Source organism: Marinococcus sp. LNSP9103-4 (assembly GCF_056034345.1).
The window spans coordinates 1-26,469 of record NZ_JBQLIA010000009.1 but is presented as its reverse complement, the minus strand read 5'-3'; the positions used below and the strand labels follow the sequence as shown (position 1 = coordinate 26,469).

The 26,469-nt window shown below is 43.6% G+C and carries 32 protein-coding genes; 13 read left to right on the top strand and 19 right to left on the bottom strand.

The genetic code is table 11. The features are described 5' to 3' along the window. Window positions 1-195: 195 nt before the first annotated feature. Together ACTRXG_RS08120 and ACTRXG_RS08115 are read right to left on the bottom strand one after the other, a co-directional pair. Window positions 196-867, bottom strand: coding sequence for a DUF1129 family protein (locus tag ACTRXG_RS08120; RefSeq protein ID WP_474284572.1), 672 nt, complete (start codon window positions 865-867; stop codon window positions 196-198). Further along, a complete protein-coding gene (locus ACTRXG_RS08115; RefSeq protein WP_474284571.1) occupies window positions 868-1,194 on the bottom strand; it encodes a PadR family transcriptional regulator in 327 nt (108 codons plus the stop codon). A 439-nt stretch (window positions 1,195-1,633) separates the two neighbouring features. Between ACTRXG_RS08115 and ACTRXG_RS08110 the strand changes: the two genes are divergently transcribed. The 4 genes from ACTRXG_RS08110 to ACTRXG_RS08095 all read left to right on the top strand — a co-directional run bounded on the left by ACTRXG_RS08110 (window position 1,634) and on the right by ACTRXG_RS08095 (window position 3,189). After that, a complete protein-coding gene (locus ACTRXG_RS08110; protein WP_474284570.1) occupies window positions 1,634-1,927 on the top strand; it encodes a hypothetical protein in 294 nt (97 codons plus the stop codon). Window positions 1,928-1,961: 34 nt separating this feature from the next. Further along, on the top strand, window positions 1,962-2,138 hold the full coding sequence (locus ACTRXG_RS08105) for a hypothetical protein (protein WP_474284569.1): 177 nt from the start codon (window positions 1,962-1,964) through the stop codon (window positions 2,136-2,138). 154 nt (window positions 2,139-2,292) lie between these two features. Then, on the top strand, window positions 2,293-2,487 hold the full coding sequence (locus ACTRXG_RS08100; protein ID WP_474284568.1) for a bacteriocin-like WGxF protein: 195 nt from the start codon (window positions 2,293-2,295) through the stop codon (window positions 2,485-2,487). A gap of 114 nt (window positions 2,488-2,601) precedes the next feature. Next, window positions 2,602-3,189 carry a hypothetical protein gene (locus tag ACTRXG_RS08095; protein ID WP_474284567.1) on the top strand — a complete coding sequence of 196 codons (588 nt, stop codon included), beginning with the start codon at window positions 2,602-2,604 and terminating at the stop codon, window positions 3,187-3,189. 31 nt (window positions 3,190-3,220) lie between these two features. On the opposite strand, the gene ACTRXG_RS08090 is transcribed toward ACTRXG_RS08095, so the two are convergent. The 5 genes from ACTRXG_RS08090 to ACTRXG_RS08070 all read right to left on the bottom strand — a co-directional run bounded on the left by ACTRXG_RS08090 (window position 3,221) and on the right by ACTRXG_RS08070 (window position 5,495). Further along, on the bottom strand, window positions 3,221-3,694 hold the full coding sequence (locus ACTRXG_RS08090) for a peptide-methionine (S)-S-oxide reductase (RefSeq protein ID WP_474284566.1): 474 nt from the start codon (window positions 3,692-3,694) through the stop codon (window positions 3,221-3,223). Window positions 3,695-3,832: 138 nt separating this feature from the next. Continuing rightward, entirely contained in the window at window positions 3,833-4,051 is a 219-nt protein-coding gene (locus ACTRXG_RS08085) for a GNAT family N-acetyltransferase (protein ID WP_474284658.1), read from the bottom strand. A 116-nt stretch (window positions 4,052-4,167) separates the two neighbouring features. After that, window positions 4,168-4,290: a hypothetical protein gene (locus ACTRXG_RS08080; RefSeq protein WP_474284565.1), complete on the bottom strand. Its 123-nt coding sequence runs from the start codon at window positions 4,288-4,290 to the stop codon at window positions 4,168-4,170. Window positions 4,291-4,484: 194 nt separating this feature from the next. Then, window positions 4,485-4,622, bottom strand: a complete 138-nt coding sequence (locus ACTRXG_RS08075) for a hypothetical protein (protein WP_474284564.1) — start codon at window positions 4,620-4,622, stop codon at window positions 4,485-4,487. A 519-nt stretch (window positions 4,623-5,141) separates the two neighbouring features. Continuing rightward, the gene (locus tag ACTRXG_RS08070; RefSeq protein WP_474284563.1) at window positions 5,142-5,495 is read right to left on the bottom strand and encodes a helix-turn-helix transcriptional regulator; all 354 of its coding nucleotides are present in this window, start codon (window positions 5,493-5,495) and stop codon (window positions 5,142-5,144) included. A gap of 408 nt (window positions 5,496-5,903) precedes the next feature. Between ACTRXG_RS08070 and ACTRXG_RS08065 the strand changes: the two genes are divergently transcribed. Both ACTRXG_RS08065 and ACTRXG_RS08060 read left to right on the top strand, forming a co-directional pair. Continuing rightward, entirely contained in the window at window positions 5,904-6,338 is a 435-nt protein-coding gene (locus tag ACTRXG_RS08065) for a universal stress protein (RefSeq protein WP_474284562.1), read from the top strand. 73 nt (window positions 6,339-6,411) lie between these two features. Beyond that, window positions 6,412-7,305 carry a diacylglycerol/lipid kinase family protein gene (locus ACTRXG_RS08060; RefSeq protein WP_474284561.1) on the top strand — a complete coding sequence of 298 codons (894 nt, stop codon included), beginning with the start codon at window positions 6,412-6,414 and terminating at the stop codon, window positions 7,303-7,305. Window positions 7,306-7,523: 218 nt separating this feature from the next. Here ACTRXG_RS08060 and ACTRXG_RS08055 read toward each other — a convergent pair whose 3' ends face one another. Together ACTRXG_RS08055 and ACTRXG_RS08050 are read right to left on the bottom strand one after the other, a co-directional pair. Continuing rightward, window positions 7,524-7,952, bottom strand: coding sequence for a DMT family transporter (locus ACTRXG_RS08055; RefSeq protein ID WP_474284560.1), 429 nt, complete (start codon window positions 7,950-7,952; stop codon window positions 7,524-7,526). Between the two features lie 28 nt (window positions 7,953-7,980). After that, on the bottom strand, window positions 7,981-8,343 hold the full coding sequence (locus ACTRXG_RS08050; protein WP_474284559.1) for a hypothetical protein: 363 nt from the start codon (window positions 8,341-8,343) through the stop codon (window positions 7,981-7,983). 114 nt (window positions 8,344-8,457) lie between these two features. On the opposite strand from ACTRXG_RS08050, the gene ACTRXG_RS08045 reads away from it, so the two are divergent. The 3 genes from ACTRXG_RS08045 to ACTRXG_RS08035 all read left to right on the top strand — a co-directional run bounded on the left by ACTRXG_RS08045 (window position 8,458) and on the right by ACTRXG_RS08035 (window position 11,099). Continuing rightward, window positions 8,458-9,327 (top strand): LysR family transcriptional regulator, encoded by an 870-nt coding sequence (locus tag ACTRXG_RS08045; protein WP_474284558.1) that lies wholly within the window; start codon window positions 8,458-8,460, stop codon window positions 9,325-9,327. 346 nt (window positions 9,328-9,673) lie between these two features. Next, window positions 9,674-10,243, top strand: coding sequence for an HD-GYP domain-containing protein (locus ACTRXG_RS08040; protein ID WP_474284557.1), 570 nt, complete (start codon window positions 9,674-9,676; stop codon window positions 10,241-10,243). 31 nt (window positions 10,244-10,274) lie between these two features. Then, the gene (locus ACTRXG_RS08035; RefSeq protein ID WP_474284556.1) at window positions 10,275-11,099 is read left to right on the top strand and encodes a GGDEF domain-containing protein; all 825 of its coding nucleotides are present in this window, start codon (window positions 10,275-10,277) and stop codon (window positions 11,097-11,099) included. A gap of 196 nt (window positions 11,100-11,295) precedes the next feature. On the opposite strand, the gene ACTRXG_RS08030 is transcribed toward ACTRXG_RS08035, so the two are convergent. From ACTRXG_RS08030 to fadX, 8 genes are all read right to left on the bottom strand, one after another. Continuing rightward, window positions 11,296-11,490 (bottom strand): hypothetical protein, encoded by a 195-nt coding sequence (locus ACTRXG_RS08030; protein ID WP_474284555.1) that lies wholly within the window; start codon window positions 11,488-11,490, stop codon window positions 11,296-11,298. Between the two features lie 161 nt (window positions 11,491-11,651). Further along, window positions 11,652-12,176: a hypothetical protein gene (locus tag ACTRXG_RS08025; protein WP_474284554.1), complete on the bottom strand. Its 525-nt coding sequence runs from the start codon at window positions 12,174-12,176 to the stop codon at window positions 11,652-11,654. A gap of 108 nt (window positions 12,177-12,284) precedes the next feature. Continuing rightward, window positions 12,285-12,728, bottom strand: a complete 444-nt coding sequence (locus ACTRXG_RS08020) for an Lrp/AsnC family transcriptional regulator (RefSeq protein ID WP_474284553.1) — start codon at window positions 12,726-12,728, stop codon at window positions 12,285-12,287. Window positions 12,729-13,552: 824 nt separating this feature from the next. Beyond that, window positions 13,553-14,740 (bottom strand): thiolase family protein, encoded by a 1,188-nt coding sequence (locus tag ACTRXG_RS08015; RefSeq protein ID WP_474284552.1) that lies wholly within the window; start codon window positions 14,738-14,740, stop codon window positions 13,553-13,555. Between the two features lie 32 nt (window positions 14,741-14,772). Next, window positions 14,773-17,031, bottom strand: a complete 2,259-nt coding sequence (gene fadB / locus ACTRXG_RS08010; protein WP_474284551.1) for a 3-hydroxyacyl-CoA dehydrogenase/crotonase FadB — start codon at window positions 17,029-17,031, stop codon at window positions 14,773-14,775. Window positions 17,032-17,077: 46 nt separating this feature from the next. Beyond that, entirely contained in the window at window positions 17,078-18,283 is a 1,206-nt protein-coding gene (gene fadE, locus ACTRXG_RS08005) for an acyl-CoA dehydrogenase FadE (protein WP_474284550.1), read from the bottom strand. A gap of 44 nt (window positions 18,284-18,327) precedes the next feature. After that, window positions 18,328-19,851 (bottom strand): long-chain-fatty-acid--CoA ligase FadD, encoded by a 1,524-nt coding sequence (gene fadD, locus ACTRXG_RS08000; protein WP_474284549.1) that lies wholly within the window; start codon window positions 19,849-19,851, stop codon window positions 18,328-18,330. After that, the gene (fadX, locus tag ACTRXG_RS07995) at window positions 19,841-21,439 is read right to left on the bottom strand and encodes a fatty acid degradation protein FadX (RefSeq protein ID WP_474284548.1); all 1,599 of its coding nucleotides are present in this window, start codon (window positions 21,437-21,439) and stop codon (window positions 19,841-19,843) included. The genes fadD and fadX overlap by 11 nt, the downstream gene beginning before the upstream one ends. Before the next feature lie 367 nt (window positions 21,440-21,806). Here fadX and ACTRXG_RS07990 point away from each other — a divergent pair, with 367 nt between their 5' ends. Further along, window positions 21,807-22,184, top strand: coding sequence for a tubby C-terminal domain-like protein (locus ACTRXG_RS07990; protein WP_474284547.1), 378 nt, complete (start codon window positions 21,807-21,809; stop codon window positions 22,182-22,184). A 1,142-nt stretch (window positions 22,185-23,326) separates the two neighbouring features. Here ACTRXG_RS07990 and ACTRXG_RS07985 read toward each other — a convergent pair. Then, the gene (locus tag ACTRXG_RS07985; RefSeq protein WP_474284546.1) at window positions 23,327-23,917 is read right to left on the bottom strand and encodes a TetR/AcrR family transcriptional regulator; all 591 of its coding nucleotides are present in this window, start codon (window positions 23,915-23,917) and stop codon (window positions 23,327-23,329) included. Window positions 23,918-24,075: 158 nt separating this feature from the next. On the opposite strand from ACTRXG_RS07985, the gene ACTRXG_RS07980 reads away from it, so the two are divergent. The 3 genes from ACTRXG_RS07980 (at window position 24,076) to ACTRXG_RS07970 (ending at window position 26,041) form a co-directional block, all read left to right on the top strand. Beyond that, window positions 24,076-25,071 carry an acrylyl-CoA reductase family protein gene (locus ACTRXG_RS07980; RefSeq protein ID WP_474284545.1) on the top strand — a complete coding sequence of 332 codons (996 nt, stop codon included), beginning with the start codon at window positions 24,076-24,078 and terminating at the stop codon, window positions 25,069-25,071. A 103-nt stretch (window positions 25,072-25,174) separates the two neighbouring features. Beyond that, window positions 25,175-25,624: a hypothetical protein gene (locus ACTRXG_RS07975; RefSeq protein WP_474284544.1), complete on the top strand. Its 450-nt coding sequence runs from the start codon at window positions 25,175-25,177 to the stop codon at window positions 25,622-25,624. A 63-nt stretch (window positions 25,625-25,687) separates the two neighbouring features. After that, entirely contained in the window at window positions 25,688-26,041 is a 354-nt protein-coding gene (locus ACTRXG_RS07970; RefSeq protein WP_474284543.1) for a hypothetical protein, read from the top strand. Window positions 26,042-26,259: 218 nt separating this feature from the next. Here the strand turns inward: ACTRXG_RS07970 and ACTRXG_RS07965 are convergent. Beyond that, the coding region (locus ACTRXG_RS07965) for a hypothetical protein (RefSeq protein ID WP_474284542.1) at window positions 26,260-26,469 on the bottom strand (210 nt) is incomplete at its 5' end.

The window sequence follows — 26,469 nt, the reverse complement described above, 5'->3', positions numbered from 1 at the left end:
ATTAAAGCTGGTCAAAAAATCATTTTGGATAAAACAAAGTGCCGGACATTTTTAATTTGCTACAGCTCAAGCGTTCATGCTTAGGTTTTTTACTTACATATGTTCAAGTTCTATGTTTTATTCTAGATTTCGCTTTTGCGTTTAAGTCTCAGCATCATTAACGTATGAAATAATAAAATTTATTTCTCGTTTTTGCTAAGCTTTCCTCCGCAATATTTCAGCCATCAATAGAAACACTGCTCCAGCTATCCCCAGCCAATACACCGGAACGGTTAACGTCGGTCCCAGCGCAGGCAGCCAGTAATACATTGCAAAAAATACTGTTCCCGGCACGACTGCAAATAGAAAACCTGAGACCAGGAATTCCTTTATTTTCGAAATATCCCGGAAACAGGACCACTTGATATAACGAAACACACTGTAACCCACGAGCGATATTGTGATGCTTCCAAGAACAATAATTATTACAGTCGTGCCGAGGCTGTACGATTTTGTTGGCTCCAACTGCTGAAAACCATATGAAAGAATCGTTCGAAGAACCCCACTAGTCAGCAAATATACACTTAAAAAATAACAAATGCCCATTACAAGCAACTTCATCATTTCTTTGGGCACTGTCTGAGGAAGCTCGCCGACAATATCTTTTGCATACTGCCTTGGGTCGGAGCCAAAAAGCTCCGAACTGTCCCTCCCCTCTGCCTGCAGAACGAGAAGATGATCCAGTAGTTCCATCAGCACCTCTTCGGTTTCCTGGTCACTTTTATTAAATGAAAGACGGATATACACCATCATATCTTCATATATCTTCTTGTTTTCTTTATTTAATTGGTTTCGCTTTTCGTTGTTTTCCTCTACCAACGTACTCACCTATGACTCCTCCTTGTCCAGTAATTGATCAACGGGCTGCTTCAGGGCCTTCCAGTTCTCCCGGAACGCCTTCAGTGAAGCTTCTCCCGCCGGGGTCAGCGTATAGTATTTTCGGTTCGGTCCACTGCCTGAAGCCTTCATTTCCCCGCGAATCAGCCTTTCCTTCTGCAGCCGCAGGAGCAGCGGATAAATGGATCCTTCCTTAACATCGATCCCCTGCTTCTGCAGCTTGACCGCCAGCTCGTAGCCGTATACGGTCTCACGGGAAATAATAGCTAAAATACATCCCTCCAGAATCCCCTTCAACAGCTGGCTTCGCTCATTCATTTGCTCACCTGCCTTGCAATACATGCTAGTTATTTAAAAAAATGCCGCACGGAATTAACGTCAGGGCGACTTAGCATAAGAAACATTCTGCTACCTTGTATAACAATATAGTTTTACCATAAGTTACATTTTTTGAAAAAACAATAGTAATTTTTTCTAATCATCATAGGGGTTGTATTTTCGGTGTATTATATTTTATCCTGCTCCTTTTTGTATGCGGATTGATCGGGTTTGGTTTATTTGGAGTTGGTTTTACGAGTTCGCTCAGCCCTTCTGCGTTCCTTTTCTTCTTTTCCTTCAGTGTCATATGGACGGTCAGCTACGTAGGCCATCTTCATCACCTCGGGCGCTGGGATCTGCGTCTTGCCTTATGGGTATGTACAGTCCTTGGCCTGAGCCTACTGTTCGCTTCAGGGGCAGAAATAATGGAGGTTATTCGATGAAAAAATGGAATCTTGCCATGCTGCTGCTATCCGGAACGTTTTTAGTGTACGGTCTTGGATTGGTCTCCCTGTTCACCCTTGGCATTTTCAGCAGCATCAATCAATTTTTCAGAACCGTCGGTATGGCCGCCGTCCCTCTCGTCCCCTTTTCCCTGTGGCTGTATCTGCTGTACCAGTTTCATGTCAAAAAAGACCATCAAAATTATTACATTGGTATTGGATGTCTTGAGCTTCTGATATTCGCTTTCGTATACGATGTGCAGATGCTCCAGCGCTATGCTGCCTGGTGAGATTCTAGATTTTGCCAATAAGGAGGAAATAGAAATGAGCGTCGCCTGGAAAACGGGGTTACTGGCAGGTATTTTAACATTTGTGGTTTTATTTGTTTTAAACGTTCTTTATCCCGATCTGCCGCCTTTACTCGAATTTTCCAGCGATGCCATGATCGCTTTCCTTGCGATCGTCATCGCCTATACTGTCTTCGAGCAAAAGGATTCATGAAAGCGAGCTTGGCGCTCAGCATATTAATGTACCTGTGATTCCGGGATACCCGCTTCAGCGGGCTGAGGAAAAAATAAAGGGTTGCCACTTTAATATATGTATATTATTGTTTTAAATGTAATTAATTTACATAAAATTGAAGGAGTCCGAATTTATGCGCTATTTAATACTGGCATTGGCTAATTGCCTGATTTTTATTACGGCAGGAGTTGTTCATCGCTTCTCCATAAGGGCGTTAAACATCCCGTTTGATCATGCGGTGTTGTACTGGGGATCGTTCATTGGAGTGGTGTTCGTTATTACGTTGCTGCTGGTTCCCCTCTTTAATAAACAGTTATCAGCAGTATAAAATGTCGTTGATGAGACAGGAACTTTCAGCGCTTATGGTGATGTCATATACCAGGCTGCCAGTGGTCTGCCTTTTATCTTTTATATTATTTTTACGGCGTCAGGAGGGCTTTTCATGTTTACATCCATCCTTCAACTTCCTTTTCAGCCCAGGAAACAATTCGCTTTTTTAACAGATCATTACCGGCTCCCCCTGGTGGCAGCAATTATCCTGGGCGGCAGTCTTATACATACGTTTATTACGAATTATATTTTCCCCGATACTAATCAATCTCCAATCTTTTCCGATAATCTCTGGCTTTTAGTGTCGGAGACCCTGTTTGCGGGAATTGCTGTTTTTATATTATCCTTGATTTTGAAAGGCGCGGGCAGCATTCATAATCATCCTCTCTCCTATCAAAAAGCTTTTTGGGTTAATATTTTAACTGTTATTCCTTCTCTATTTCTGCTCCCAATTGCACTTATTGGATTGTTCCTGTTTCTTGCGCAGGGAAGTACTTCGTCAATATTTACGAGTGTTTATACAGTACTGGAATGGCTTTCTTTTGTTTGGGTATTTGTCGTTGCCGTCAGCACGATCCAGGTTGCGGCAAATACGACCAGACCGAAAGCCTTAACGATCGCTTTCACGTACTTATGTTTTACCGTGATAGCTGCTGTCGTCGCGGTTTTATTCCTGGGAGGCTTTTACGCAGCGTTCTAGCCTCCCCGCTGTCTGACCGATAAAAAAGGTTTCACCGATTATATTTACGCATTAACCCTTCCGGAATATGGCAATCATCGTCGGGATATTTATCCAGCCTCTCCTGATGTTCTTCGGCGCTTTTGATGTAATTGGTAAGAGGCAGAACCTCAACCATTATAACGTCGTAATCGTCCCTTTCGCTGAGAAACGCCTTCGCCTCTGCTAAATGTGCCAGGCTTTCACTATATACCCCGGTTCTATATTTCTTCCCGACGTCCGGTCCCTGCTGGTTTAAGCTGTAGGGATCAATAATTTCAAATAAATATTCCATTATCCCGCTAACGGTTAACACATCCGGGTCAAATTCCGTTTTCACGCATTCAGCGTAGCCATCGTAGTCACCGTTAAGAGTTTGGCTGCTTCCGTTCGCTCTGCCCGCCTCAGTAAACTCCACACCAGGCAGCTTTTTTACAAACGCCTGTACGCCCCATAAACAACCGCCTGCAAGGTAAATTGTTTCCATATAAACACTCCTTTTGATTCCAGCATCAAGACTTTATTCAAAGATAGTAATCATTTCCTGCCGCTTATGTTTCATTTAGGAGAATACTTTTATGAATGTAGTCTTTTTCTTTAGTATTACATTAAGTCAATCATTCCTCTATAAAATATCGCTCCAATTTTTACCGATCTCTTTAAATCCTAATTTTTTATATACGTGTATAGCTGGTTTGTTATTAATATTGACTACAAGATGCAGTTGCTCATAATCATTTGTCAAAAGTTTATCCATACTTTCTCTTATTAGAAAAGTCGAATAACCTTTACTGAGAAAACGAGGATTTGTAACTGTATCAGCTAATAATAGAAAAGGCTGTATACGTATAGGATTATTCTATCTCGCTACGAGATATTTCTGCCTCCTGATTTAGAGCAAGTCACATGCCATTTAACTCGAAATAAGCCGTATTCCTACCCTTCACCAACAATTTAGCTTCAAAAATACTTTCGCTCGATCCCGAAATCGCAATATCCCTCCTGGGCGAACAATTTTGCCAGCTCCAGTCCTAACCCTGAGGAGGCTCCTTCAATCGTAGTAAAAGGACATTCGTTGGACATATTATTTACTCCTTGCTTATTTTTCCAATAATTATCTGTTAAGAAATACATGCTGTCACAAACAATGACCCATACTTCTAAAAGCCTAAAAGCACAGCCGGACTAGCTCTCAGAAAACTTGCTAACTATTCAGTGAAAGCTATTATTTAAAGAAAGATTGGTCAAAAAGTTTTATTGATCCTCGTGCCTATCTGTCAATCTTTAGGATTTTCCTGCTCAAACTTGGCCTGGATTTCCTGAAGGCGTTGGTGAAAATCGTTGTAGGGCACCTTACCCTGATTATAGTCTTCCTGCAGCGCCAATTTTTCTGTGAGTAAGTGTGCTTTATTCATGGCGGGGTATCTTTTCTCGTGATTAATAGTACCTCTTTACCTATTTTACGGAAGGCAGTAAACCTCTTCTTTCGCTGGAAGAATCAGAAACAAATTTATTCACCACACTATTTCACAAACTTTTTAATTGATCGGGTTTAAAAATGCCGAAACCCTTTCGGGCTCCGGCATTTTGATTTGACTATTATTTCAATAAATCCTCTACGTTTTGATCACTCTGCCCTATCCGGCAAAAATAAAATTTTGCAAGCATTCTTTTTCGTGCATAACGAAGAGGCGGCTTTTACCGTTAGTCTTTTTCCGTACGGAACAGTGGACCGGGCAGCAGCGCAATTCCACTGTTGTCCTTGTTAAAACCCAATCAACGAAAATACAGCGAATATCGACGCTCAGCCGCTAGCTGCACTGTTCTTCGAACAACAGCCGCTTTTCCAGCTGTCGCTTCATGGAAATATGATAAATTCATTTCCGCTCGTTCCTGACCGAAACTTTTTTTATCCTCCACGGCCTCAAAAGCTCTCAGGATTGATATCCATATCGGTACGCACTGGGAGACAGGCCCTGATGAATGCGAAATTGGGCCGTAAAGTAATCCTGGCCGTTAAAACGAAGCCGTTTGGCAATTGCACGAATGGAATAATCAGTTTCGACCAGCAGGCGGGCAGCGACTTCAATACGCCGCTTTCGGATGTAACCGGGAATCGTTTGGCCCAGCGAAGTATTTACTACCTGGGACAATATGTAAGGCTTGGTTTCCAACGCCTCCGCCAACTGGGGCACCGCGAGCCGGTGCTGAATATTGTCATCGACATACTGCATAAACATGGCAACCAGGGGCTGGTCGCATCGGGAATCATATAGCTGTTGTGGCATAGGTCGGCCCCCTTCTATTCTTCATAACTGTGGCTTTTAAAAAAAGAACATATGTTTTGTTTAGTATATCATCTTAAGTACGAAAAATCACCCTTAGCATCCCTCTCTTAAGTACTTATTAAGAAATAAGTTTAACAACGATTAGTGCCCTCGCATGTTTTACCGCTTCACTTACCGGGTAAACCTTTCGAGAAAGGATTTTGGTTCTTCTAAAGAGGGACCAGTCCTTCCCCTCATATGCGGCAGCAATGGATAGATATTAAAGCTAGGCCATCAGCCAGAAAAAGAGTACTTTCTCTTTTTCTGGTTTTTTATTGTTTTATGAAACCATTTTCATTTTGACTTTTTTATTTTTCCCCCTGGAAAAATAATATGCACTAATGTTTTTAATAGAAAGGAAGACCAGCTATGGAACAATTTCACCGTATACTAGTCGGGGTTGAAACTCTTGAAGCCACCTCACACGACCCGCTTGCACAGGCTGTGCAATTAGCACAGGAGCACCAGGCAACGTTACTTATTGCCTTTATGATGGATACTAAAGGATACACCTCCTTCGAGCGCATGGATCCGAACGGCTTCCGCCGGCTTCAGGACCAGGCTTCCTCCCAGCTTCAGCGCTCCAAAGAATGGGCCGTCGAACAGGGCGTTCCTCACGTGGAAACCGTGATGGAACCCGGTCTGCCAAAACGGGACATCGGAAAAATTTGTGCCAGATATGAAACAGATCTAGTTGTTCTCGGGGAATCAGGAGCTTCCAAAATCGACCGGGCGTTACTCGGCAATACAGCCATAAGCGTACGAAAAAAGGTTGACTGCAACGTAAAAGTTATTTCAACGTAATCCAGGAACGAATTTCGTCTACGGGCGTTCCCAGAAAACCGCTTCCCTATTTTTTATGAAAAAAGAGCTTTTAATGTCAAACGCCATGCTCATCATCAACCCATCTTCCGGTAAAGAAGAAGCAATGTCCTATGAAGCTTCTGCCATCGAGGTATTACAGGAATTGTATTCCAGCGTTACGATTCGCTACACTAAACAGAATGGAGACGCCAAAGATCTGGCCCAGCAGGCAAGCGAGCAGGAATTTGATGCCCTGGTCTCTTTAGGCGGTGACGGCACCATTAATGAATGCATCAACGGCCTCGCCGGCAAGGTCTATCAGCCGGCTTTTGGCTTTCTTCCGCTCGATACGGTCAACGATTTTGCCCGTGCCCTCCAGCTGCCCTTAGGTCCAGCTGAGGCTGTACAGGTGCTTCGACACCAGCACATCGTTCCTGTCGATATTGGACGTATCGACCAAACGTATTTCATGAACGTTCTGGCCATTGGTGCCATCGCAGAAGCCGTTTATAACGTAAGTCCTGAGCAAAAGTCCATATGGGGGCCGTTCGCCTATGTGATGGAAGGCACCAGGGCATTTCGACACCATACGCCGTTTTCCCTGACGCTCACGCACGATAAGGGAGTCTGGGAGGGGGATGTTTATCTTGCTCTCGTCGCTTTAACCAACTCTGTAGGAGGCATCGAGTCCCTGGCCCCACAGGCAGAGATCCACGATGGGTGTTTCCACGTATTTATTGTTAAGCAGCTCGGGTTAACCAATGTTGCCCAGATGATCCCAGAGCTCCTTCAGGGAAATCTTTCTCATCATCAGGATATTGAATACTTCACCACCACCACGTTGCAGGCACGCACCAATGAGAAGCACATCGTCAATATTGACGGAGACGAAGGACGCCCGCTTCCTTTCAGCGCCGCCGTCCTGCCTCATGAACTCCGTATGTTTGTGCCGCCGGACGATCGATAAAAATATTCATAATTTATTGCAAAACCATGTTTGACTTTATATAATGGAAGGAATGTCCAATATGTATATATTTATCCAGTATATACGCCCCTTTATGCTATCTAACGCATAAGCTTATGGTAACCCCGAGCGCTCGACGTTTCGGGGCCTTTTTTATGTACTGCGCTTGTTGAAACAATCAGACCAGAATAGCTGTCTGTTGCAATGGATAAATTTTTTCAACGGTAAAACAGATACAGCGCCATTCCAATTAATCCCAACGCGGCCAAACGCGAAGCATCCACCGGGATTTCCGGTGTGCCAAAGGCCCCAAAATGATCCAGAAGCATGCCGAGTAGTAATTGTCCGGCAATGCCGGCGGTAATTGCCGCTGATGCTCCGATCCTCGGAACCGCTAAAATGATACATACAATATAAAAAGCGCCCAGCGCGCCCACGGTCCATTTCCACAACGAGAAGGAGGAAAGCGAAAATGAGAGACTCCCCTGCACCAGGGTGCTCACGAATAAGCAAGCGGTCCCGACAAAATAAGCGATAAATGCTGCCTCCAAACTGCCTACTTTGCTCCCAATTTCTCCGTTCACACCGGCCTGAAACGCGAGCGCTGCCCCTCCGATAAAGCATAATATTATTAACAGCCAGGCCATTTTCGTTATCCCCCTTTATTTCTAAAGCCTATTGATCGTATTGTTCCTCTTCCCAGCGTTTCTCGCTTTTTAGCTTATGACGTTTCTGATACAACACATATCCCGTCCAGCTCAACGCACCCGGCAGGACCCATAATAACGTCAAATATATCGTGCCGAGCACCGCAACTCCGGCGGCCCAGGTTGCAGCCTGAGGCCTCCGGTTTAATGCCAGAACCGCAAGAATAAAAGAACAGACAGGCATTACGATCTCTCCGCCACCTGCCGTCATCCCTATCGCTGTCCAGCCTGGAAATTTCTGTGTCGCCTGCCATAGCCACGGCCAGCATATGCCGATCCCAACCCCCAGGGATCCCGCAAGAATCCAGCACGTTCGTTCCTCCTGATGCATGCTCCTCCGCTCCCTTTTACTATGATAGGTTCTACAATACATCACCCAACTGATCATGAATAATGATAAAATAATATGGAAGCTATCATAAAAACAGATATCTGGAGGTAAACCATGGACATTCAGACACTACAGCTGTTTCGTGCCCTGGCACATGAGCAAAATATCTCTAGGGTCGCGAGCAAATGGAACTATGTGCAGTCGAATGTGACCGGCCACCTGAAGCGCCTGGAAAACGATCTCGGAGTTCCTCTTTTCCACCGGCATTCCAGAGGCCTCACGCTCACTCCGCAGGGGAACTATGTGCTTGCCTGCGTCGAGGACATGCTTGCCTCGTGGGAGTATTTACAGGCTACGGTCTCCCATTCATCACTGCCCTATGAACCCCTGGTGCTCGGCTCTATCAATTCCATGGCGGCTACCCACCTGCCGGCGTTAATGTCGTCGCTTCATCAGGCCCTTCCCTCCATCGATGTGACCCTGCGCTACGGCATTACAGAAGAATTAGTTCAGCAGGTGCTGCAGCATGAATGCCAGGGGGCATTTGTCACCGGCCCCGTACGTCACCCTGCCCTCCATCAGCACGTATATTCCACGGAAACTCTTACTCTCGTTTCCAATCCGCTGGTGCTCCCCATCGAGGATCTCCAGAACGTGCACCAGCAAACCGTTCTTGTACTGGAGCCAGGATGCATGTTCCGGGAACGCCTGCTGCAGATGATTCATCAGGAAGGCATAATCCCGAAACAGGTAATCACCTTTTCGAACCTCGAATCATTATTGGGACATGTCCGGGCCGGGATGGGAATCGCCCTGCTGTCGGAACGGTATGTACGTTCGTTTCAGGATGATTACATCGCATGCACCCCGGTGCCACCTGCCTATAACCGGGTAGATATTTCCTTTATCTATTCTCCGGCAAGCGAACAGCACCGCTCGTTTCAGGCTTTCCAGGATATCGTTTACGAATCGCTGGGCTCTTAGACGAAAAGGAGAAACCATTTTTGCACAATGGTTTCTTTTTTATCCATTTTTAATTCAGTACCCGGTTAAAAACCTTTCATATGTACTGATCTGACAAGGATCAGAATGGAGATGTAAAAACCAAATCGACAGACGCTTTGGTTTATTTATCCTTTCCTTTGTGCTATAACAAAAGTACCATTTTAACAAGCATGCGGTGCTTTCTATTGAGTTCCATGACCGTGGATCCTCTTCTTTCCCGAACGTATTTACATCAGCTTTGGCAAAGGCAATGGCCAGATAGAGCGAACCTTACACAAAATTCGCAATTGGCTTTTCAGCAATACGAATCGTTGTTTCTATCGCTTTGCCGGGAGAGCCGTATCCATCCTTTGATAGCCGGGTTACAATCTTTGGGACCAGAAACGTATCATCATTCGTTAGATGTGTTTCTCCTTGGAAGTGTGCTGGCGGATTATCTGCAGATGGACAGCGCGGAACTTGCGCTGGTTTCCTGCTGCATGATGTGGGGAAAACATACATACCACCACTTATTCTTCAAAAATCGGGCACTTTGACACCGGAAGAATGGGAAACTGTTCAGGAGCACCCCATACAGGGATATCATTTGCTCAAGGCGCATGGGCTGAAGGATTCAATAGCTCACATGGCTTTATATCATCATGAACGCGGTAACCAGATGGGCTACCCCTTCGGACTATCGGCATGGGAATTACCCGCCCCGCTTCGATTGCTTAGTATCGTAGATGTGTATTCGGTCCTGAAGCTTTACCGTTCCTACCGGAAAGCCCTGACGCCGGCTCAGTCGTTGAGTCGTCTTAGTCAGCATACTGAGGAGCTGGATACTGTCTATATTCATGCCCTTCTTAATATTTTACACACCCATGAACCAGACCCCGGAAATCCTCCCTCCTAGCATCTAGGAGCAGCAGAAAGGAAGGAACTATATGCGATACAATTATCTTCACGGGATGGCGCTGGTCTACTTAAGCTTTGGCATCGTGGTGGGCATTGCTTTTTCTCTAATCATGCCGCTTGTGATTCCAGTTCCCTCCGAACTTCAGCGTTTATTTACCATCGCCTCCATTATCGCGGGCGTCCTTTTAGGCGTGTTAAACTTTTGTCTCTTTTTTGCCTTCGTCCGCCGTTGTATCACTCACTTTCAGTCCGTCTTAACCGCGGTTCGTGCCGGTGATTTAAGTGCGCGCGCTTCCTTTCGTTCTTCCGGGATAATCGGCCGGATGACCCGGGATTTGAATCGAACGATTGCCCACCTGGAGAAAACCCGCAATGATGGGCGCACGGACGACCTGACCCGCCTGCCAAATCGGGTAGCACTGCAGCAGGTGTTCCGGGACCACACATTTCTTCCGACCTCACGCTATGCCCTGTATTTTTTGGATGTTGATCAATTCAAAATTATTAACGATACATATGGTCATCTCACCGGCGATCGTGTACTCCGATGTGTGGCCGATGCACTGCAGCATACAATTGAGAATGAGCATACCGCCTACCGATTGAGCGGAGATGAGTTTATTGTCCTGGGGCCGGTTTCCTCACACGATCTGTCGAACGAGGAATGGGCGGAACGATTGCATAACCGTATCGACCAAACCTGTGCAGTAAGCATTGATACCTTTACCGTGCGGGTCAGTGTCGGCCGGTATGATTTCTGCCCACGGGAGACCGATTTTTTAACAGTACTGGCTCAGGCGGACGACACCATGTATCAGGCCAAACAGCAGCGCTCCCCTTCTGTTTTAACTTGAGCAGATGGCCGGCCTGTCATATCGTTACTGGCCGCAGCTTTTTTCAACAAAACAAGCATCCTTGATTTTGCGTAAAACCAAGGATGCTTGTTTTCTATTTTTTATGCTTAATAGCTGAAAAGATGATTTGCCTTCATGCTGCTGTGATAATGCATCTTATAGGCATATCTTTTAGCAACTATCACCAGGAGTGCCTTTACTCTGCTTTTCTAAGTTTTTGTATTAAAAGAACACTGGCAACGATGCCTCCGCATACCCCGCCTATAAAGGCTACATCAAAATTATGATCCCACGGCATGTTCGTTATCATGTTTCTAAGAATTCGAAAGCTTAAGCCTACAATGATGGATGCAATAATGAGTCCTATAAAAATAGCCAGCGTTTTCATCATTCATATTCTCCTAGTTATAAGGGTGAAGTCAGAAATATTTCAAAGGCGTTTATCCTCTATGCTTTGCAACGGAATGCATCGACTATGTTAAAAATTGAAAATAAACAAAGCAGGGCCGTTTCCATTTTAACAGGGAGACGGCCCTGCTTCGGGATGTGTGATTATTCTTCCCCCTGGCCAGTGTTTCTCGCCCACCGGTTGTCTCCAAGGACCATTGGAGAGTCGTATGAAGAAGCGGCGTCTGTTTCGATATACATGTCCTGTACGTAATCAAGACTCTGGTGCAAAATGACTTCGATGTGGCGGTTGTTGCCATTTACTTCATTCGTGTAATTGGAAACGATATAATAATCGCCATTCGGCAAATGGTAAACAAGAGACTGTTCAAATGCATCAACCGTCAGGACATGGTCGGTTCGGTTAAAAATATCATTCATACGGTCCTGATACTGCTGAAAAATCGCGCGGCACTCGGAGGTGCCACATGGCCGGCGTTGATCCTCCGAAATATAGCTTTCGGTACGCAGGGCGTGTCCGCCGTTAGTTGTTATTTCTTGCATCGATGGTTGATTCAGACTGGCGCCGCCAACAACGGCTACATGTGCGGCTTCGGCTGATGTTTCTAATATGACCGAAACGACAGATGCAAGTAAGAGACTGGAAATTGTGGTAGTGAGCATCTTCATACGCTCTCTCCCCCCTTTTCGAAAAATGTTGCTTTAGTATAACGAAAAAGAAAGGAAATGAAAACCATATATTGTAATAAAAGTAAAAATTTTTACTATTTGTCGTTTTTAGTAGGAAAAACTGTCTTTGTACTGCTTCAGCTCCACATTGACATCGACGTCTAATATGCCTTCGAGTGAGGCTAAGTCGGCATTAATGAACGAGACTAAATCATCGTTGGTCGAAAAATAGGCTTGAATCATTAGATCGTGATTACCGGAAAAGGCTCCGACAAAACGTACAGCTTCAAAGGTTTGCAGCTGAAGGGCAACGTGCTGTTGTTGGCCGATCCGGGTGTTAATACCGATGATAGCCTGCACGTCCAGGCCGATTTTTTTCGGATCGGTGTGAACAATAAAGTCAAAAACCCCGGTATCAAGCATTTTTCGAATCCGGGTTCGAATCGTTCCTTCACTTACCTCTAAGGATCGGGCGATCATGGAGTACGATTCTTTGGCGTTTTTCTGCAAGGCACGCAAAATAGCCCGGTCGGTAGCATCGAGTGTTGGCATGGTGGTGGGCCTCCTTATGATCATGTGCCTTCATGGCAGAATGAATTACTATAAAATAACTAAATTATACAAAAGAAAAAGGAAAAAATTCAACGATAAATTTCTAATTTTTTTAAATAAGGAATTATTGGTATAAAAAATGATTTAAGGCATATTAAAAACAGGAATGCTTTTCAAGCACTCCCTTAATACTTTGTATTATCCTGTTGTATGTATTGCCTTATTAACCTTTATGACCGGGTCTTTCTATTTGTTTTTTTATGGAAGCTAACGTTTCTCCCGGTGGATCTAAGTTGTAAGAAAGAAAATAGATGTATCATAATGGATGGAACATTCCTATTAAGGCTACGTTCTTTTCATTTATTACGCTTAATTTTGCCTAATTAAAATAAAAAACTTCCACTACTTATTAATACCGCTAATACATAAAAAAGCTCCTTTAATAATCACCTCAATTTCCATCATCTGTGGAAACACTTGAGTGTTTTCGTTGAAGGTAAAAGAAAATCCCAATCGAAATGGCCAGAATAAGACATAATAGTATAAATAATTCTCCCGATATATCAATGATATGGCGCAAGTCCATCAGAATCAAAGCAAATGATATAGTGCCAAATAATTTGTAAGCCAGTCTTAATACCTTCATGTTCCCCTCCCTAAATTTTTTCTATAATTAAGCAATTTATTTTCTCCCAATGCTCCAGTCAGCGTGTAAACAAAAGTGGGGATGTCCCAAAAATAGGACAGCCCCTTGGTTATTTACGGATACCTGTTAATTATTTAGGCGGACAAAGATAACTAACACATTAAAACTTCGGAGTTAACTATCTGATGTATTCAAATATCCCTGCGGCTCCCATACCTCCACCAATGCACATGGTTACCATGCCATACTTGGAATCTGGTCTTTTTTTCATTTCAGAAAGTAGTTTTGCAGTCAGCATTGCTCCTGATGCCCCGAGAGGGTGGCCTAATGAGATGGCGCCTCCATTAACATTCGTTTTAGTCATATCTAACCCTGTCTGTCTGATAGAGGCAACCGTTTGTGCTGCAAATGCTTCATTTAGTTCGATTAAATCCATATCATCAACTGTTAGGTCAGTTAATTTTAACACATCCGGAATTGCATAAGCCGGACCAATCCCCATGATTTTTGGATCAACACCCGCTGCCTTGAAGCCCACGAATCGTGCAATCGGTGTGACGCCTAATTCTTTAACTTTGTCTCCTGACATTACAACTACAAAACCTGAGCCATCTGTAAGCGGGGCAGATGAACCGGCTGTTACTGTCCCATCGGCTTTGAATACAGTGGGCAGCTTCGCTAAATCCTCCATATTGGTATCAGGGCGCACCAGTTCGTCCGTATCAAATATATCTTTTGTTACTACTGGGCCGTCATTATTGTACGTGACCTTACTTACATTGACGGGAATAATCTCGTCATCGAACTTTCTTGAATCCTGGGCATTTTTAGCACGCTGATGACTTTGCACTGCATAAGCATCCTGATCTTCCCGTGAAACGTTATATTTTTCGGCTACCATCTCGGCCGTCAGCCCCATTGGGTAGGATACTCCGGCCTCTTCCTCCTGGAGTATTGGACTGTTGACCGGCTCATTTCCCCCCATCGGAACGGCACTCATCAGTTCGACCCCGCCGGCCGCTATGATATCTGCCTGGCCAGACACGATCTGATTAGCCGCCATCGCGATTGTTTGAAGCCCTGAAGAACAATAACGGTTCACAGTCTGGGCCGGAACGTCTTCCGACAGCCCGGCAAGCAACGCAATCGAACGTGCGATGTTTTGTCCCTGCAGGCCTTCAGGAAAAGCATTACCAACGATAACATCCTGTACCATGTCTGGATGGAATTGACCATCTACCCTATCCAGCACCCCTTTTAGTACCTGTGCTGCAACTTCATCAGGTCTCTCGTGAGCCATAGCACCATTTAACTTTCCTTTAGCTGAAGCAGAACGTCCATAAGCTACTATATATGCATCTTGCACTGACTTTCACCCTTTCTCTGCTGCCACCATTTTTAATTTCGTAAAGGCTCGCCTGTAGCCAGCATATGAGTAATCCGATCGTACGTTTTTTCGTTTTGTAACAGCTTTAAGAATTTCTGTTTTTCAAGTTTTTGAACGTATCTTTGATCAATATAGGTGTTACGCGGAAGATCTCCTCCGGATAAAACATCGGCAACACTCAAAGTGATTGTATAATCATGATCGCTAATGAAGTTTCCGACACGCTGGGCATCCAATTGGCCTTGAGCGAGTGCTTTATAATCTCTTCCTAAAGCAAAGTATTTCAACTTCGGCTGGGGAACATAATTTGTCTCCGCTTCAAACCGTGCCCGGTTTAATGCTATTTCCACTCTTTTCTCTGTATTTAATATAATGGAATCGGTTTCTCTTAGATAACCGTACCTGAGCGCTTCATAAGCATTCGTTGATACTTTTGCGAAACCTACATTAGTCAGTGCTTTCGTCATCGATTCTTGTTTATCATTGTGCTTATGGGTTGTGCCAAGAATCCGGTCCGCCATTTCGGCAAGGCCGCCACCGCTAGGAAGCAGTCCTACCCCCGCTTCCACAAGTCCCATGTACGTTTCACTTGCAGCTACTACAACAGGTGAATGAAGAACCAATTCACAGCCTCCGCCTAAAGCTTTGCCATGAACAGCTGTCACGACTGGTTTAATCGCATATTTAAGACGGTTGAAGCTCTTGTGCAGTTTTTCAATTGCAGGCCCCACCGTTTCTTCCACTGTGTTTTCTTCATGTGCTTTTTTCATCAGATATAGGTTGGCACCGACACTGAAATTGTTTCCTTCTGCATAGATGACCATGCTCGAGTAATCCTCATTTTCCAAAAGATCGATAGATTCAATTAAATCATCAGCAAAGCCGTCGGTAATAATATTATTCGTACTTTGTAGTTTGAGCAGCAGCTGATCACTATTTGCAACAAAAAGACTGGAGTCTTCCCTGTTCCATAGTTCACGCTCTGTAAACGCTGACACCGGAGTTACACGCTCTATCGACTCACCTTCAGCATAAAATGGTGTACTGCGTTTTTCTATCCATTCCGGTAATGCCCCCAGCTCCCGTTGCATGCGTTCCTTGACGCGTTTGAATCCCATCAGGTCCCACAGCTGAAAAGGCCCTTTTTTCCAGTTGAACCCCCATACCATGGCCCGGTCTATATCTTTAAAGTCCGGTGCCGCTTTCGGCACATTCAGCGCACTATAGTAGAAATTGTTTCTAAGGGTTTCCCATAAGAACCTGCCCGCTTCATCCTCAGCATTAAAGATTTTATCCATATTTGCTTCCAGGTCTTTACTGAAGCTGTTCAGCAGCTCAAAATCGGGTTGTTCGGGTTTTACATATTCATTGCTTTCATGATCAAAAACAAGGAGTGATTTCCTTTCTTTCTTATAAAAACCCTGCTTGGTTTTCCTGCCCAATGCGCCATTCTCCAGCAGTTTTTCTGCCGTACGTGTATTATGGAAAAATTCTTTTTCTTCTGGAACCTGCTGAAGGCCCTTTATCACAGTTGTTGCAATATCCAGCCCTACCAAATCAACGAGCCCATACGTTCCCAGGCTTGGCCTTCCGATACCCCGTCCCGTCAGTGCATCGACTTCCGTAATGGACAGGCCTTCTTCTTCTGCACGATACATAACATCATTCATCGTCTGTGTCCCGATCCGGTTAGCAACAAATGCGGGAACGTCATTTGCGATAATTACACCTTTACCCAGTACATCTTCAGCAAAAGCCTGGACTTTGTTTGTTACTTCAGAGGACGTATTAGGACCCGGAATCACTTCTACCAGCTTCATAATACGGGGCGGGTTGAAGAAGTGCATGCCGAAAAATCTTTTCTGCTCTGTCTCCTCAAACACTTGGGATATTGCCTTTATTGGGATACCAGAGGTGTTTGTTGCAAATAAGGCCTTATCTTTAGCAACGCTTCTCACCTGGTTCCAAATGCTATGCTTTATCTCCAATTCTTCTTTTACAGCTTCAATAAAAATATCCGAGTCATCCTGCTCAGACAAATCCTCTGTAAAGTTGCCATAGGTCAGATTAGAGGCAAAATCTAAGTCAAATAATTGCGGCCGTTTCGGATCGGTAATCATATCATAGGATTTTTTTGAAATCTTGTTTGGATCATTTTCATCAACTGCCATGTCCAGCAGCTTTACTTTTAAACCTGCATTTACCAGAAGGGCAGCAATTTGGCTGCCCATTAACCCCGCTCCTAAAACGGTTGCTTTTCTCATCGTCATGAAATAACCTCCATATTTCTGAAATTTATTTAGCCATTCCCTGCAATCAGATAAACGCAGAGTCCCCTGTTAATGCTCTCCCAATAACTAAAGCATTAATTTCATGAGTTCCCTCGTAGGTGTAAATGGCTTCGGCATCAGAGAAGAATCTAGCGATATCATATTCGGCAAGAATACCGTTGCCTCCTGTAATCCCCCGTCCCATTGCAACAGACTCCCTTAATCTTAAGGCGTTCATCATTTTTGCGGTTGAGGTTGCCACTTCATCATATTCTCCGTTCCCCTGCATCCGGGCAAGCTGTGCAGACAGGCTCATTGCATGAGATAGGTTTCCCTGTATCATTGCCAGCTTCTCCTGAATTAACTGGTATTTGCTAAGTTCCTTGCCGAATTGTTTACGTTCGGTCACATAATCCAGAGTTGCCCGCAGGGTCCCGGCTATCGCTCCTGTCGCCATATGGGCCACACCAGCACGTGTGGAGTACAGCACTTTCGCAATGTCTTTGAAGCCGTTAATATTTTGCAGCCTGTCTTCTTCTTGGACGACAACGTTGTTTAAGTGAATATTAGCATTTGGGACAATTCTTAAAGCGATTTTATTTTCAATGATATCTATATCTACGCCATCCTGGTCAGGCTTAATGATAAATCCCTTTGGTTTACCTGTCTCCACATCTGTAGCAAAAACTGGTATGACATCCGAAAGAGTGGCACCGCCTATCCATTTTTTCACACCGTTTATTACCCATTTATCACCCTCACGCTTAGCCGTCGTTGCTAAACCTCCAGCTACATCCGATCCATGTTCAGGTTCAGTTAAAGCAAAGCAGGTCCTCAGTTCGTGAGATTGTAATTTGGGCACATAGTACGCCACTTGTTCTTTACTTCCGCCAAACAGGAACGCATTGTGTCCTAAACCTTGATGCACGCCCATCAAAGTAACTAAGGAAACATCAAACCTTGCCACTGTATATAGCATGAAAAACTGAAACAGCTGACTCGCAGTCCGTTCGCCCTCCCGCCCTTCAAACAGCAATGGGTTATTGAAATAATTCAATTTACCCATATCATTAAAAAAGTCTTCAGGCACTGTTGCATTAGCCCAGTGATCATTAATTGAATCCCGGTATTTATCTTCGAGCAGATCATTGAGTTGTTTTAAAAACTGTACTTCTCCTTCAGTTAATTCTTTAGAAATATTTAATAAATCTTCAGGATATAATTCTTTTATCAGTGCTTGTTTTTCAGCCATAGTATAGCCTCCAGTATATTCTGATAGCGCTTTCAAAAAGTCGCTTAAAGTAATTCGTTTTCTTGATTTTCCTCCTGTGCTTTTTGATTCGCCATTTTTTGTAATTCTAATCTGTCAGGTTTCGCGGTAGAGTTTAATGGTATATCTTTAATTTTCAAATACATCCGCGGTATTTTGTAGCCTGCCAGGTGCTCTCTCACATGTTTGTCCAGTTTAGCTTCGAAATCCGGATCGTCCTCCTTCAATTGCACTACTGCAGAAACAGATTCTCCAAATTCCGGACTTTCATATCCCACTACTACCGTTTGCCTCACAAGCGGGTGCTCTGATAGTACACCTTCCACTTCGGAAGGCAGAACATTTTCACCCCCGGTAATAATGAGTTCCTTTTTCCGGTTAATGATAAAGATATCTCCGTCTTCATCCTGCCTGGCTAAATCGCCTGTTAAGAAATACCTGCCTGCAAATGATTTTTCTGTTTCTTCCGGCTTGTTCCAATAGCCTGGTGTAACGTTTTTACCGTGGATGGCCAATTCTCCAATTTCACCAGTTTCAACATCGTTATGATTTTCATCCAGCAGACGCACATTCATATACATGACAGGTTTGCCAATACTCATCGGTTTTTTCATTGCGTTATGAGGTGTATTAACCATAACAAGTGGAGCTTCAGTTAAACCGTAGCCATTGACTAATGTGTACCCCATACTTTCAAATTTTTTCTGTACAGCTGGAAGCGGTGAAGAGCCACCCTGTATTAAGAACTCAATATTTTTGAAGCCCTGAATATCAAGATTGCCAGCTGCCAGCATTCCGTAATACATAGTTGGTATGAGCATTAAATAATCGGGCTGGTATTTTACCATCAGATCATTTAATTCCTTCCCGTCAAAATAGCGATGCAGAATCAATGTTCCGCCAGCCATTAATAACGGCAGCGACAAATCATTAAATCCCAGTACATGAAACATTGGAGTAGATACAATCGTTGTGTAACCGGCATGTGTTTTATACGTCAATGCGGTATTGATCATGTTATTAACAAACGACTCGTAGGTGAACATAACCCCTTTTGGTAATCCTGTTGTCCCGCTCGTATATATTAAAGATGCAAGGTCGTCGCTTTCTACATCGACACTCTTAAATGGGCGGTGGCTGTCAGGGTTAACAATGTCATCATATTCCGACGAATCGACATCCATATGGATTAGCTCCTGGGGGATTCCTCTCAGGGACTCCAGATGATTGGAGGCGTAAAAAATCAGTCTGGCATTAGAATCCGAAATAATGCTTTCAATCTCTACAGATTTCAGCCGCCAATTAATAGGAAGGAAAACGGCACCCAGTTTAAAGGAGGCGAACAGCACATCCAGTATCGCAACATCATTTGGTGCGAATATACCGATTACATCCCCGCGTTTTACTCCCTGATCCTGCAAATAATTCGCTAGATTCTCTGCACGGATGTTTAAATCCTGATACGACCATTCTGTACCCTTGCCCGGATCAATAACCGCTGCTTTTACTCTGTCAAAATCTGATCTTGTTTTAATCCAATCATAATTCATATTTATCTTCTCCTTTATCAATATGATTCCGACGTTGGATCGATTGCTTCAATTCCCCCCAATCATTTTGATAAATAGTTTGGTCCGTAATTTTCAACTCGTCAGAAATAATAGGGTCAAAATCCATCTTTGATAGAACATCCTTTTGCAAATCTAACCCCGGACTGATTTCAATTAATTTTAAGCCTTCATTCACCAATTGGAATACAGCACGTTCAGTCACATAAAAAACCTGTTGATTCAGTTCTCTCGAATATGCTGCGTTGAAATCCATACTTTGTACAGTATTTACAAATTTATGCGAGTGACCTTCTTCCTCAATGATCAACTGGTTATTTTCACAAGAAGATTGGCTGCCCGCAGCCAGGGTTCCCGAAAAAATAATCGTCTTCACAGTTTGACTTATATCTATAAACCCGCCACTTCCGCTCATTTTATTACCAAAACAGGAGACATTTACATTTCCAAACCGATCGATTTCCGCAAAACTGAGATAGGCTATATCATGGCCGCCATTGTATATAAAATCCCATGTCAGCTCATGGCGCATTCTCGCGTCCAGGTTATAGTTCATTCCAAAGCGGTCCTTGCTGCCGATAATTCCTCCGAATATGCCGGTATCAATATTAAGCTGAACCAAATCCTCCGCTTGTTCTTCTATCAATACATTTGGCAGCTCATTATTTATACCAAAACCAATACTGACTACATCCCCTTCGCTTAAAAACTGGGCAGCCCGTCTTAAAATAATTTTACGGGAGCTAAGCTTCATAGGCTGCTCCTGTATCTCACTCACCCGGTAGTGGCCTGATAAAGCAGGGTCATAATAAGTTTGCATCACCTGCTTATGATAGTTGGGGTTTTCATTTATAACAACGTAATCCACAAGTTCACCGGGTATAAACACGTCTTGGGGCGGAAAACTGCCGCCTGGAACAATTTCTTTAACCTGAACAATCACCTTACCACCATTTTTATGGGCTGCAGCCGCTACACTATATCCTTCTCCTAAATGGGACTCATGAGTCATAAAAATATTCCCTTTTTCGTCAGCATAAGTTCCACGTAAAAAAGCTACATTAATGTCAGGGAAGTCATAATGTAAATATTCTTCTCCCTTGATTTCTAATACAGAAACTAAATCCCCGGTGGTAATATCATTCGCCTTTCCCCCCGAGTTTCTAGGGTCGACGCTCGTATTTAAACCTATTTTTGTAATCATACCGGGCGAAGAAAAGGATTGGTTTCGATATTGTACTGCGAGAATCCCCTGGGGTAAAAAGTACGTCTCAATGGCATTATTTTTAATCGCATCAATAGTAGCTGGTGAAGCTGTAAGCAAACTCGTTATTAACCGTCTGACCATGCCCCGCTTAACGAAAGCATCAAGATCAATTCCGTCCTCGTAATCACTTATATCATTTGCGATAATAAACGTAAGATTATCCGGACCTCCAGTATCATCGTACTCATCAACTATTTTTTTTAATATTTCTGCTGGTAAATTTCCGACAGATAAGGCTGCGATGGAAATAGTATCTCCAGTGTTAACAATGTTTTTTAAATCCTTGTAAGAAATAATATCCATGTCTTAACCTCCATATGTATTTATTCTGCTAAAATTTCACCATATATATATACCCCCTTATTTACCTTTATCTTACAAGTGTAATTTTATCATTGTATACAAAAAAAGTAAACGCTTTCATATAGCAATAGACTCTCCTATGGAATTGGACAAATCAACGATGTCATAAGTGGTTTAAGCATTAGGCAATGTTCCAGCGTCCAAAGTTTGGCTATTCGAGGCTGTGACGCAGGAATAGCAACAGCAAAGTAATAGATGGCTTCATCGGCGACGTGTAGATAAAATGCTCGGACCGACAGTTCCTCGCTCCAGGCCATTACTGTGTGGGAATACCCTCGCCTCGCAAACTGCCGTATGGAGTATTATTGTGGAAAATGTTCATGTATTCGATAAGCAAAACAACTTTCTCGCTTATGCCAAACAAGTGGAACAGGCGCGAGACAGATGGAAAATTGTCTACGGAAAGCATCAAGAACAAGTCGCTACCATGACAAACACCTCAACCATGAATACCTATATGCGGCTAACGATCCGTTACAACGGGAACGAGTCCGTTATTAAAAATGATACGGAGCATAAAATCTTTGTGCTAAAAGCTCAGGAAAACGTATTAGCCACCATGAAGATCCAGAACCCGTCGTTAACCCATCACGAAGTGACCTATGATCCTGCCGCCTTGGATATGGCCGAGGAGTTGTTGGTGGCCGTGTTTTATACCTTCAGCCTGAAGCATGTGAGGCCTTAATCCCGTCAAAATGAGCTGTACGAAAAAAGTATAGTCTTCAAACATGAAAAGAAGCATTTCTGCTGGAAAAAATGCTTCTTTTAGAATTCTAAATTTCTTCGTCGTCGAAAAAATTTATAGGTAATTCATGGAAATAATTCTTCAATAAATGCTAATTCGTAGTCGAAAATTATTGAAGTGGTGCCGTAAACCATAAAAATTCCTATTGGCCATTTGTCGAACTTGCTTTCTTTTTCTCGAGGTTGAAAAGAATCTTCCCTATGTTGCTTTCGATCCTTATACCTGTAGAAAGGAGAAAGTTTAAGCTTCTTGATATTCATAAATACGAAAAATTTTAGTTATAAAACAAATGATTCTTTGCTCCATTGAAATCATAAAACAAATAATCAAAAAATTTAATATTATATCCACTTAACGTGTTGGTAATAAACTGGATACAATAATCAGTATCTATCAACATAATGACGATTATCAGCAGTTTTCCACTATTAACGAGCTTCCTTAGTCCTCAAGGAAGCTCGTTGCTTTTATTGGATGCATGGTTCTTTTCAAGACCGGTATTGGTTAGGTGGAATGGATGACCAATAGGTATTGGGCTTCTTGGGCATCGCTTTGGTTTATAAACCGATGCTCCACGTGGGCTTCATAATAAAACGATTCTTGTTCCGGTAGATGATAAGTGCTGGTTCCCAACTCCACCATCATGCTTCGGGAACTTGGGATAATCCCAACGTTACCCACTTATCAATCGCTCGGGAAGCACCCTTGCATAGATACGATCGGCTTTTGCGTCACTCTGACAAAGGTCCGCGATTTTCCTAGCGGTCGATATATTGCTTTTTAATGCGAGACAAAAGATAAGCAATACTTCTATAGAATGATGAATATAAGAAAGACAGCCTAAACGCTCATGCTTTAGGCTGTCTTTTTCTATCTATCTTTATGGAATTATTTATGAAGTTTTGGATTATTTTTCAGTTTTTTCATAACATTCTCAACTTCATCTCGGGCAACACCCCGCTAAAAAAGCCTGCAAACAATTTTTGGCCAAGCGACCTACGCATATAATTAATAGCTTCACTATTTAATCAATTGAGGTAAAAATTATTAGGGGACCTCGCTCCAGTGATATTTAACATGGTTCATTGGGCTTTTAACATGCGGAGAATCGCATCCCAACAAAGTTTCCGGTAATATCCATGCAAATCATCATCATCCCGCATCAACCATTGAATCAAGCTCCCGTCGATCATACAGCGGAGCGTAATGGCTGACTGTTCCACATCCTCTACGTCAAATGCTCCTTCTTGCTGTCCCTGATTAATGATATTTCTTCCAAGCGACCAGCAGTTCTCATAAAATTGCTGGTTAATTTCCTGATATCGTGCGTCATGCTTTATTTGGGTCAAAAAATCCAGGTATACCCGGTAAAAGGCTTTGTTTTCTTCCGGGCTGATAAATACCTGGTTGATATATGCCTCCAGTTTTTCTACCGCCGTAGGTTTATTTTCCACCGAAGCGGCTTCCTTTTCATAAATTTTCGTTGTCAGCCATGAAAATAATTGCGCAAAAACATCGGCCTTGTTTTGAAAGTAATAATTGATCACTCCTTTACTCACGCTTGCTTCATCGGCGATGTCCTGTAGGGTTACCGATTCATATCCATGCTCAAACGCCGCTTGAAACGCCGCTTTCAACAGTTGCTTTTTTCGTTGTTCTGCTTTTAGGGCCATAACCGGCAACTACCTCCATTGCTTTTTTTCTTATTGTACTAAAGGAACATGACCGAAACCAAATTTTTATATTATCCGGACAAATTAAATTGACCAGTCAGTATAATTTTGGTTATACTAATATCAATTCATACTTGATTGTTGAAAGGAGTTTTTCCATGACAACCCAGTTTCAGGCACTTATGGTCAACCAAACAGATGATCACTTTACCAGTCAATTAGAAAATTTATCTCTTGTCGATCTTCCCCAAGAAGACGTCACTATACGCGTGCATTATTCCAGTGTCAATTATAAGGATGGCCTTGCCGCTCATCCGGAAGGAAAGGTCGCTCAATCTTATCCCCTCATTCCAGGTGTGGACCTCGCTGGAACAGTGGTTTCTTCGGAGGACAAGCGTTATCAGATCGATGACCGGGTGATTGTGACCGGGTATGGATTAGGCGTCTCTCACCACGGTGGTTATAGTGAGTATGCCAGCGTCCCTGGGGACTGGATCGTCCCGGCTCCAGACAATCTCACGCTGAAGGAAGCCATGACGCTTGGTACCGCTGGTTTTACCGCCGCTTTATCCATTTACCAGTTGGAAAACAACGGCCTTACTCCTGAATCAGGAAACGTATTAGTCACCGGGGCTACGGGTGGAGTCGGCAGTATGGCTATCGCAATGCTTGCTAAAAAACACTATCAGGTGACCGCTAGCACCGGGAAAACGTCCGAACATGCTTATCTCCGGCAGTTGGGAGCTCAGAACATTTTATCCCGAGAGGACGTGGCCCCGGAAAAGATTCGTTCCCTGGGCACTCAACAATGGGCCGGGGCTGTGGACGCAGTAGGTGGACGTACCCTAGCTTCCATTTTAAGCAATACCATGTATGGGGGTAGTGTAGCTGTCAGCGGCCTCACCGGCGGTGCTAACGTTCCTACGACCGTGTTTCCTTTTATTCTCCGGAGCGTTAATTTGCTCGGTATCGATTCCGTCTATTGTTCCAACAAGCTTCGGGAGCATTTATGGCACCGTCTGGCTACCGATTTAAAGCCAGAAGCACTCGAGGCGATGAGCCGGGAGATTTCTTTTCAGGAACTCCCATCGGCTTTATCCGCTATCCTCGAAGGCCAGAGCCGTGGCCGAACAGTGGTGACTGTAGCCCGTTAGATTCTGTCTTTTGTTTATTTCAAAAAAGAAACAAGCTTCAAAAGTCATTGACGCCCATTTCAGAGCGGGCAACAACAATAAGCAACGAGCAAGGAGGGCTTTTATGAGCTTTAACGATCAGCCTCGTGATAGTGAGCATATCCTGCAGCAACTCGAGCACGATTATGTCAAAGCCATCGATAACAACCAAAGTACCACTGTAAAACATTTCATTGAACAATTCTTGTATGATTCCTGGACGTATAATGATCAAAATTTTGCAGACATTCAATTAGTCCTCCGGGACTATTCGGATCAAACCATGGATCCGGCGACATTTAGCCGATCCTTTCAATACATGGTTCAGTGCCTTCAAACCAAACTGGCAGACTTGGATCAAGCCAGGGAGTATCCTATGCTTCACACGTCTTACGGAGCTTCTTTAGTAGTTGCGACCGTCGACGGACTGATTGTGCAATACTATGCCGGCATATATGACGTGGAGCAGCTACGAACGATGACTCCTGGATTAACAGCTATAGTGCTGCAGTCGCTAAAAACCGAGCTTGTTTGATCACATGCTGGCAGTCCCATCGTGTAATCTCAACCACCATTTCTTTTGACAAAGGAGACAAACATGAACACTCCCCTTCAACAATTGAGAGAATACAAGAGCAAAGTAAACGAGTGGCTCGAACAGCTGACCATTCTGGCTCGTCATCCCTCCGAGAAACCGAACCTGGTGCCTAAGATCATTAAGGAGATCAAAATCATGGAAGAGCAGGAAGCGACTCAACAATTGGCCCACGAGGTGCTCTCCTCCCCATTGATTCACCTTCATGCGTCATTGGTCAATCTGAATTCTATTTCCCAGCGCTTACCTGAAACGGAAGAAATAAAACAAATTCAAGCTGACATGGAAGCATTGTTAGCCAACATTAACATCAATATTGACTATTATTTGTACCAGGCACGGGATTCGTCGTCATGAACGAGTGATTTGCCCTCGTTCCCTGTTTTTTCAATCCCCCCTCCAGGAAGCGATAACGCTTCCTGGAGGGGGGATTTCATATGATGAAAAGGCGACCATCCTGCCTTTCGTTTATACCAAGCTACTATAGCTATTAAAATCTACGAATGATTTGACTAAATGAACAGTCATTCTATTTTATAGAAGGAACTTAACGATAAATGAAAATTTCTTGATTATTAAATAAATGTTTTTAAATCAGCGTATTCTTCCAACATATAAGTTACTAAAATTCTTGCCATATAACCTTTGATTCCTTTCAATAAAAAAAGAGTAACCCCACTTGAATAGGGGGTTACTCTCAGAATATTATTACCAGCGGGCGGTGACCATTTTCTTGCGGGTGTAGAACTCCACGCCGTCCTTGCCGTTCGCATGCAGGTCGCCGT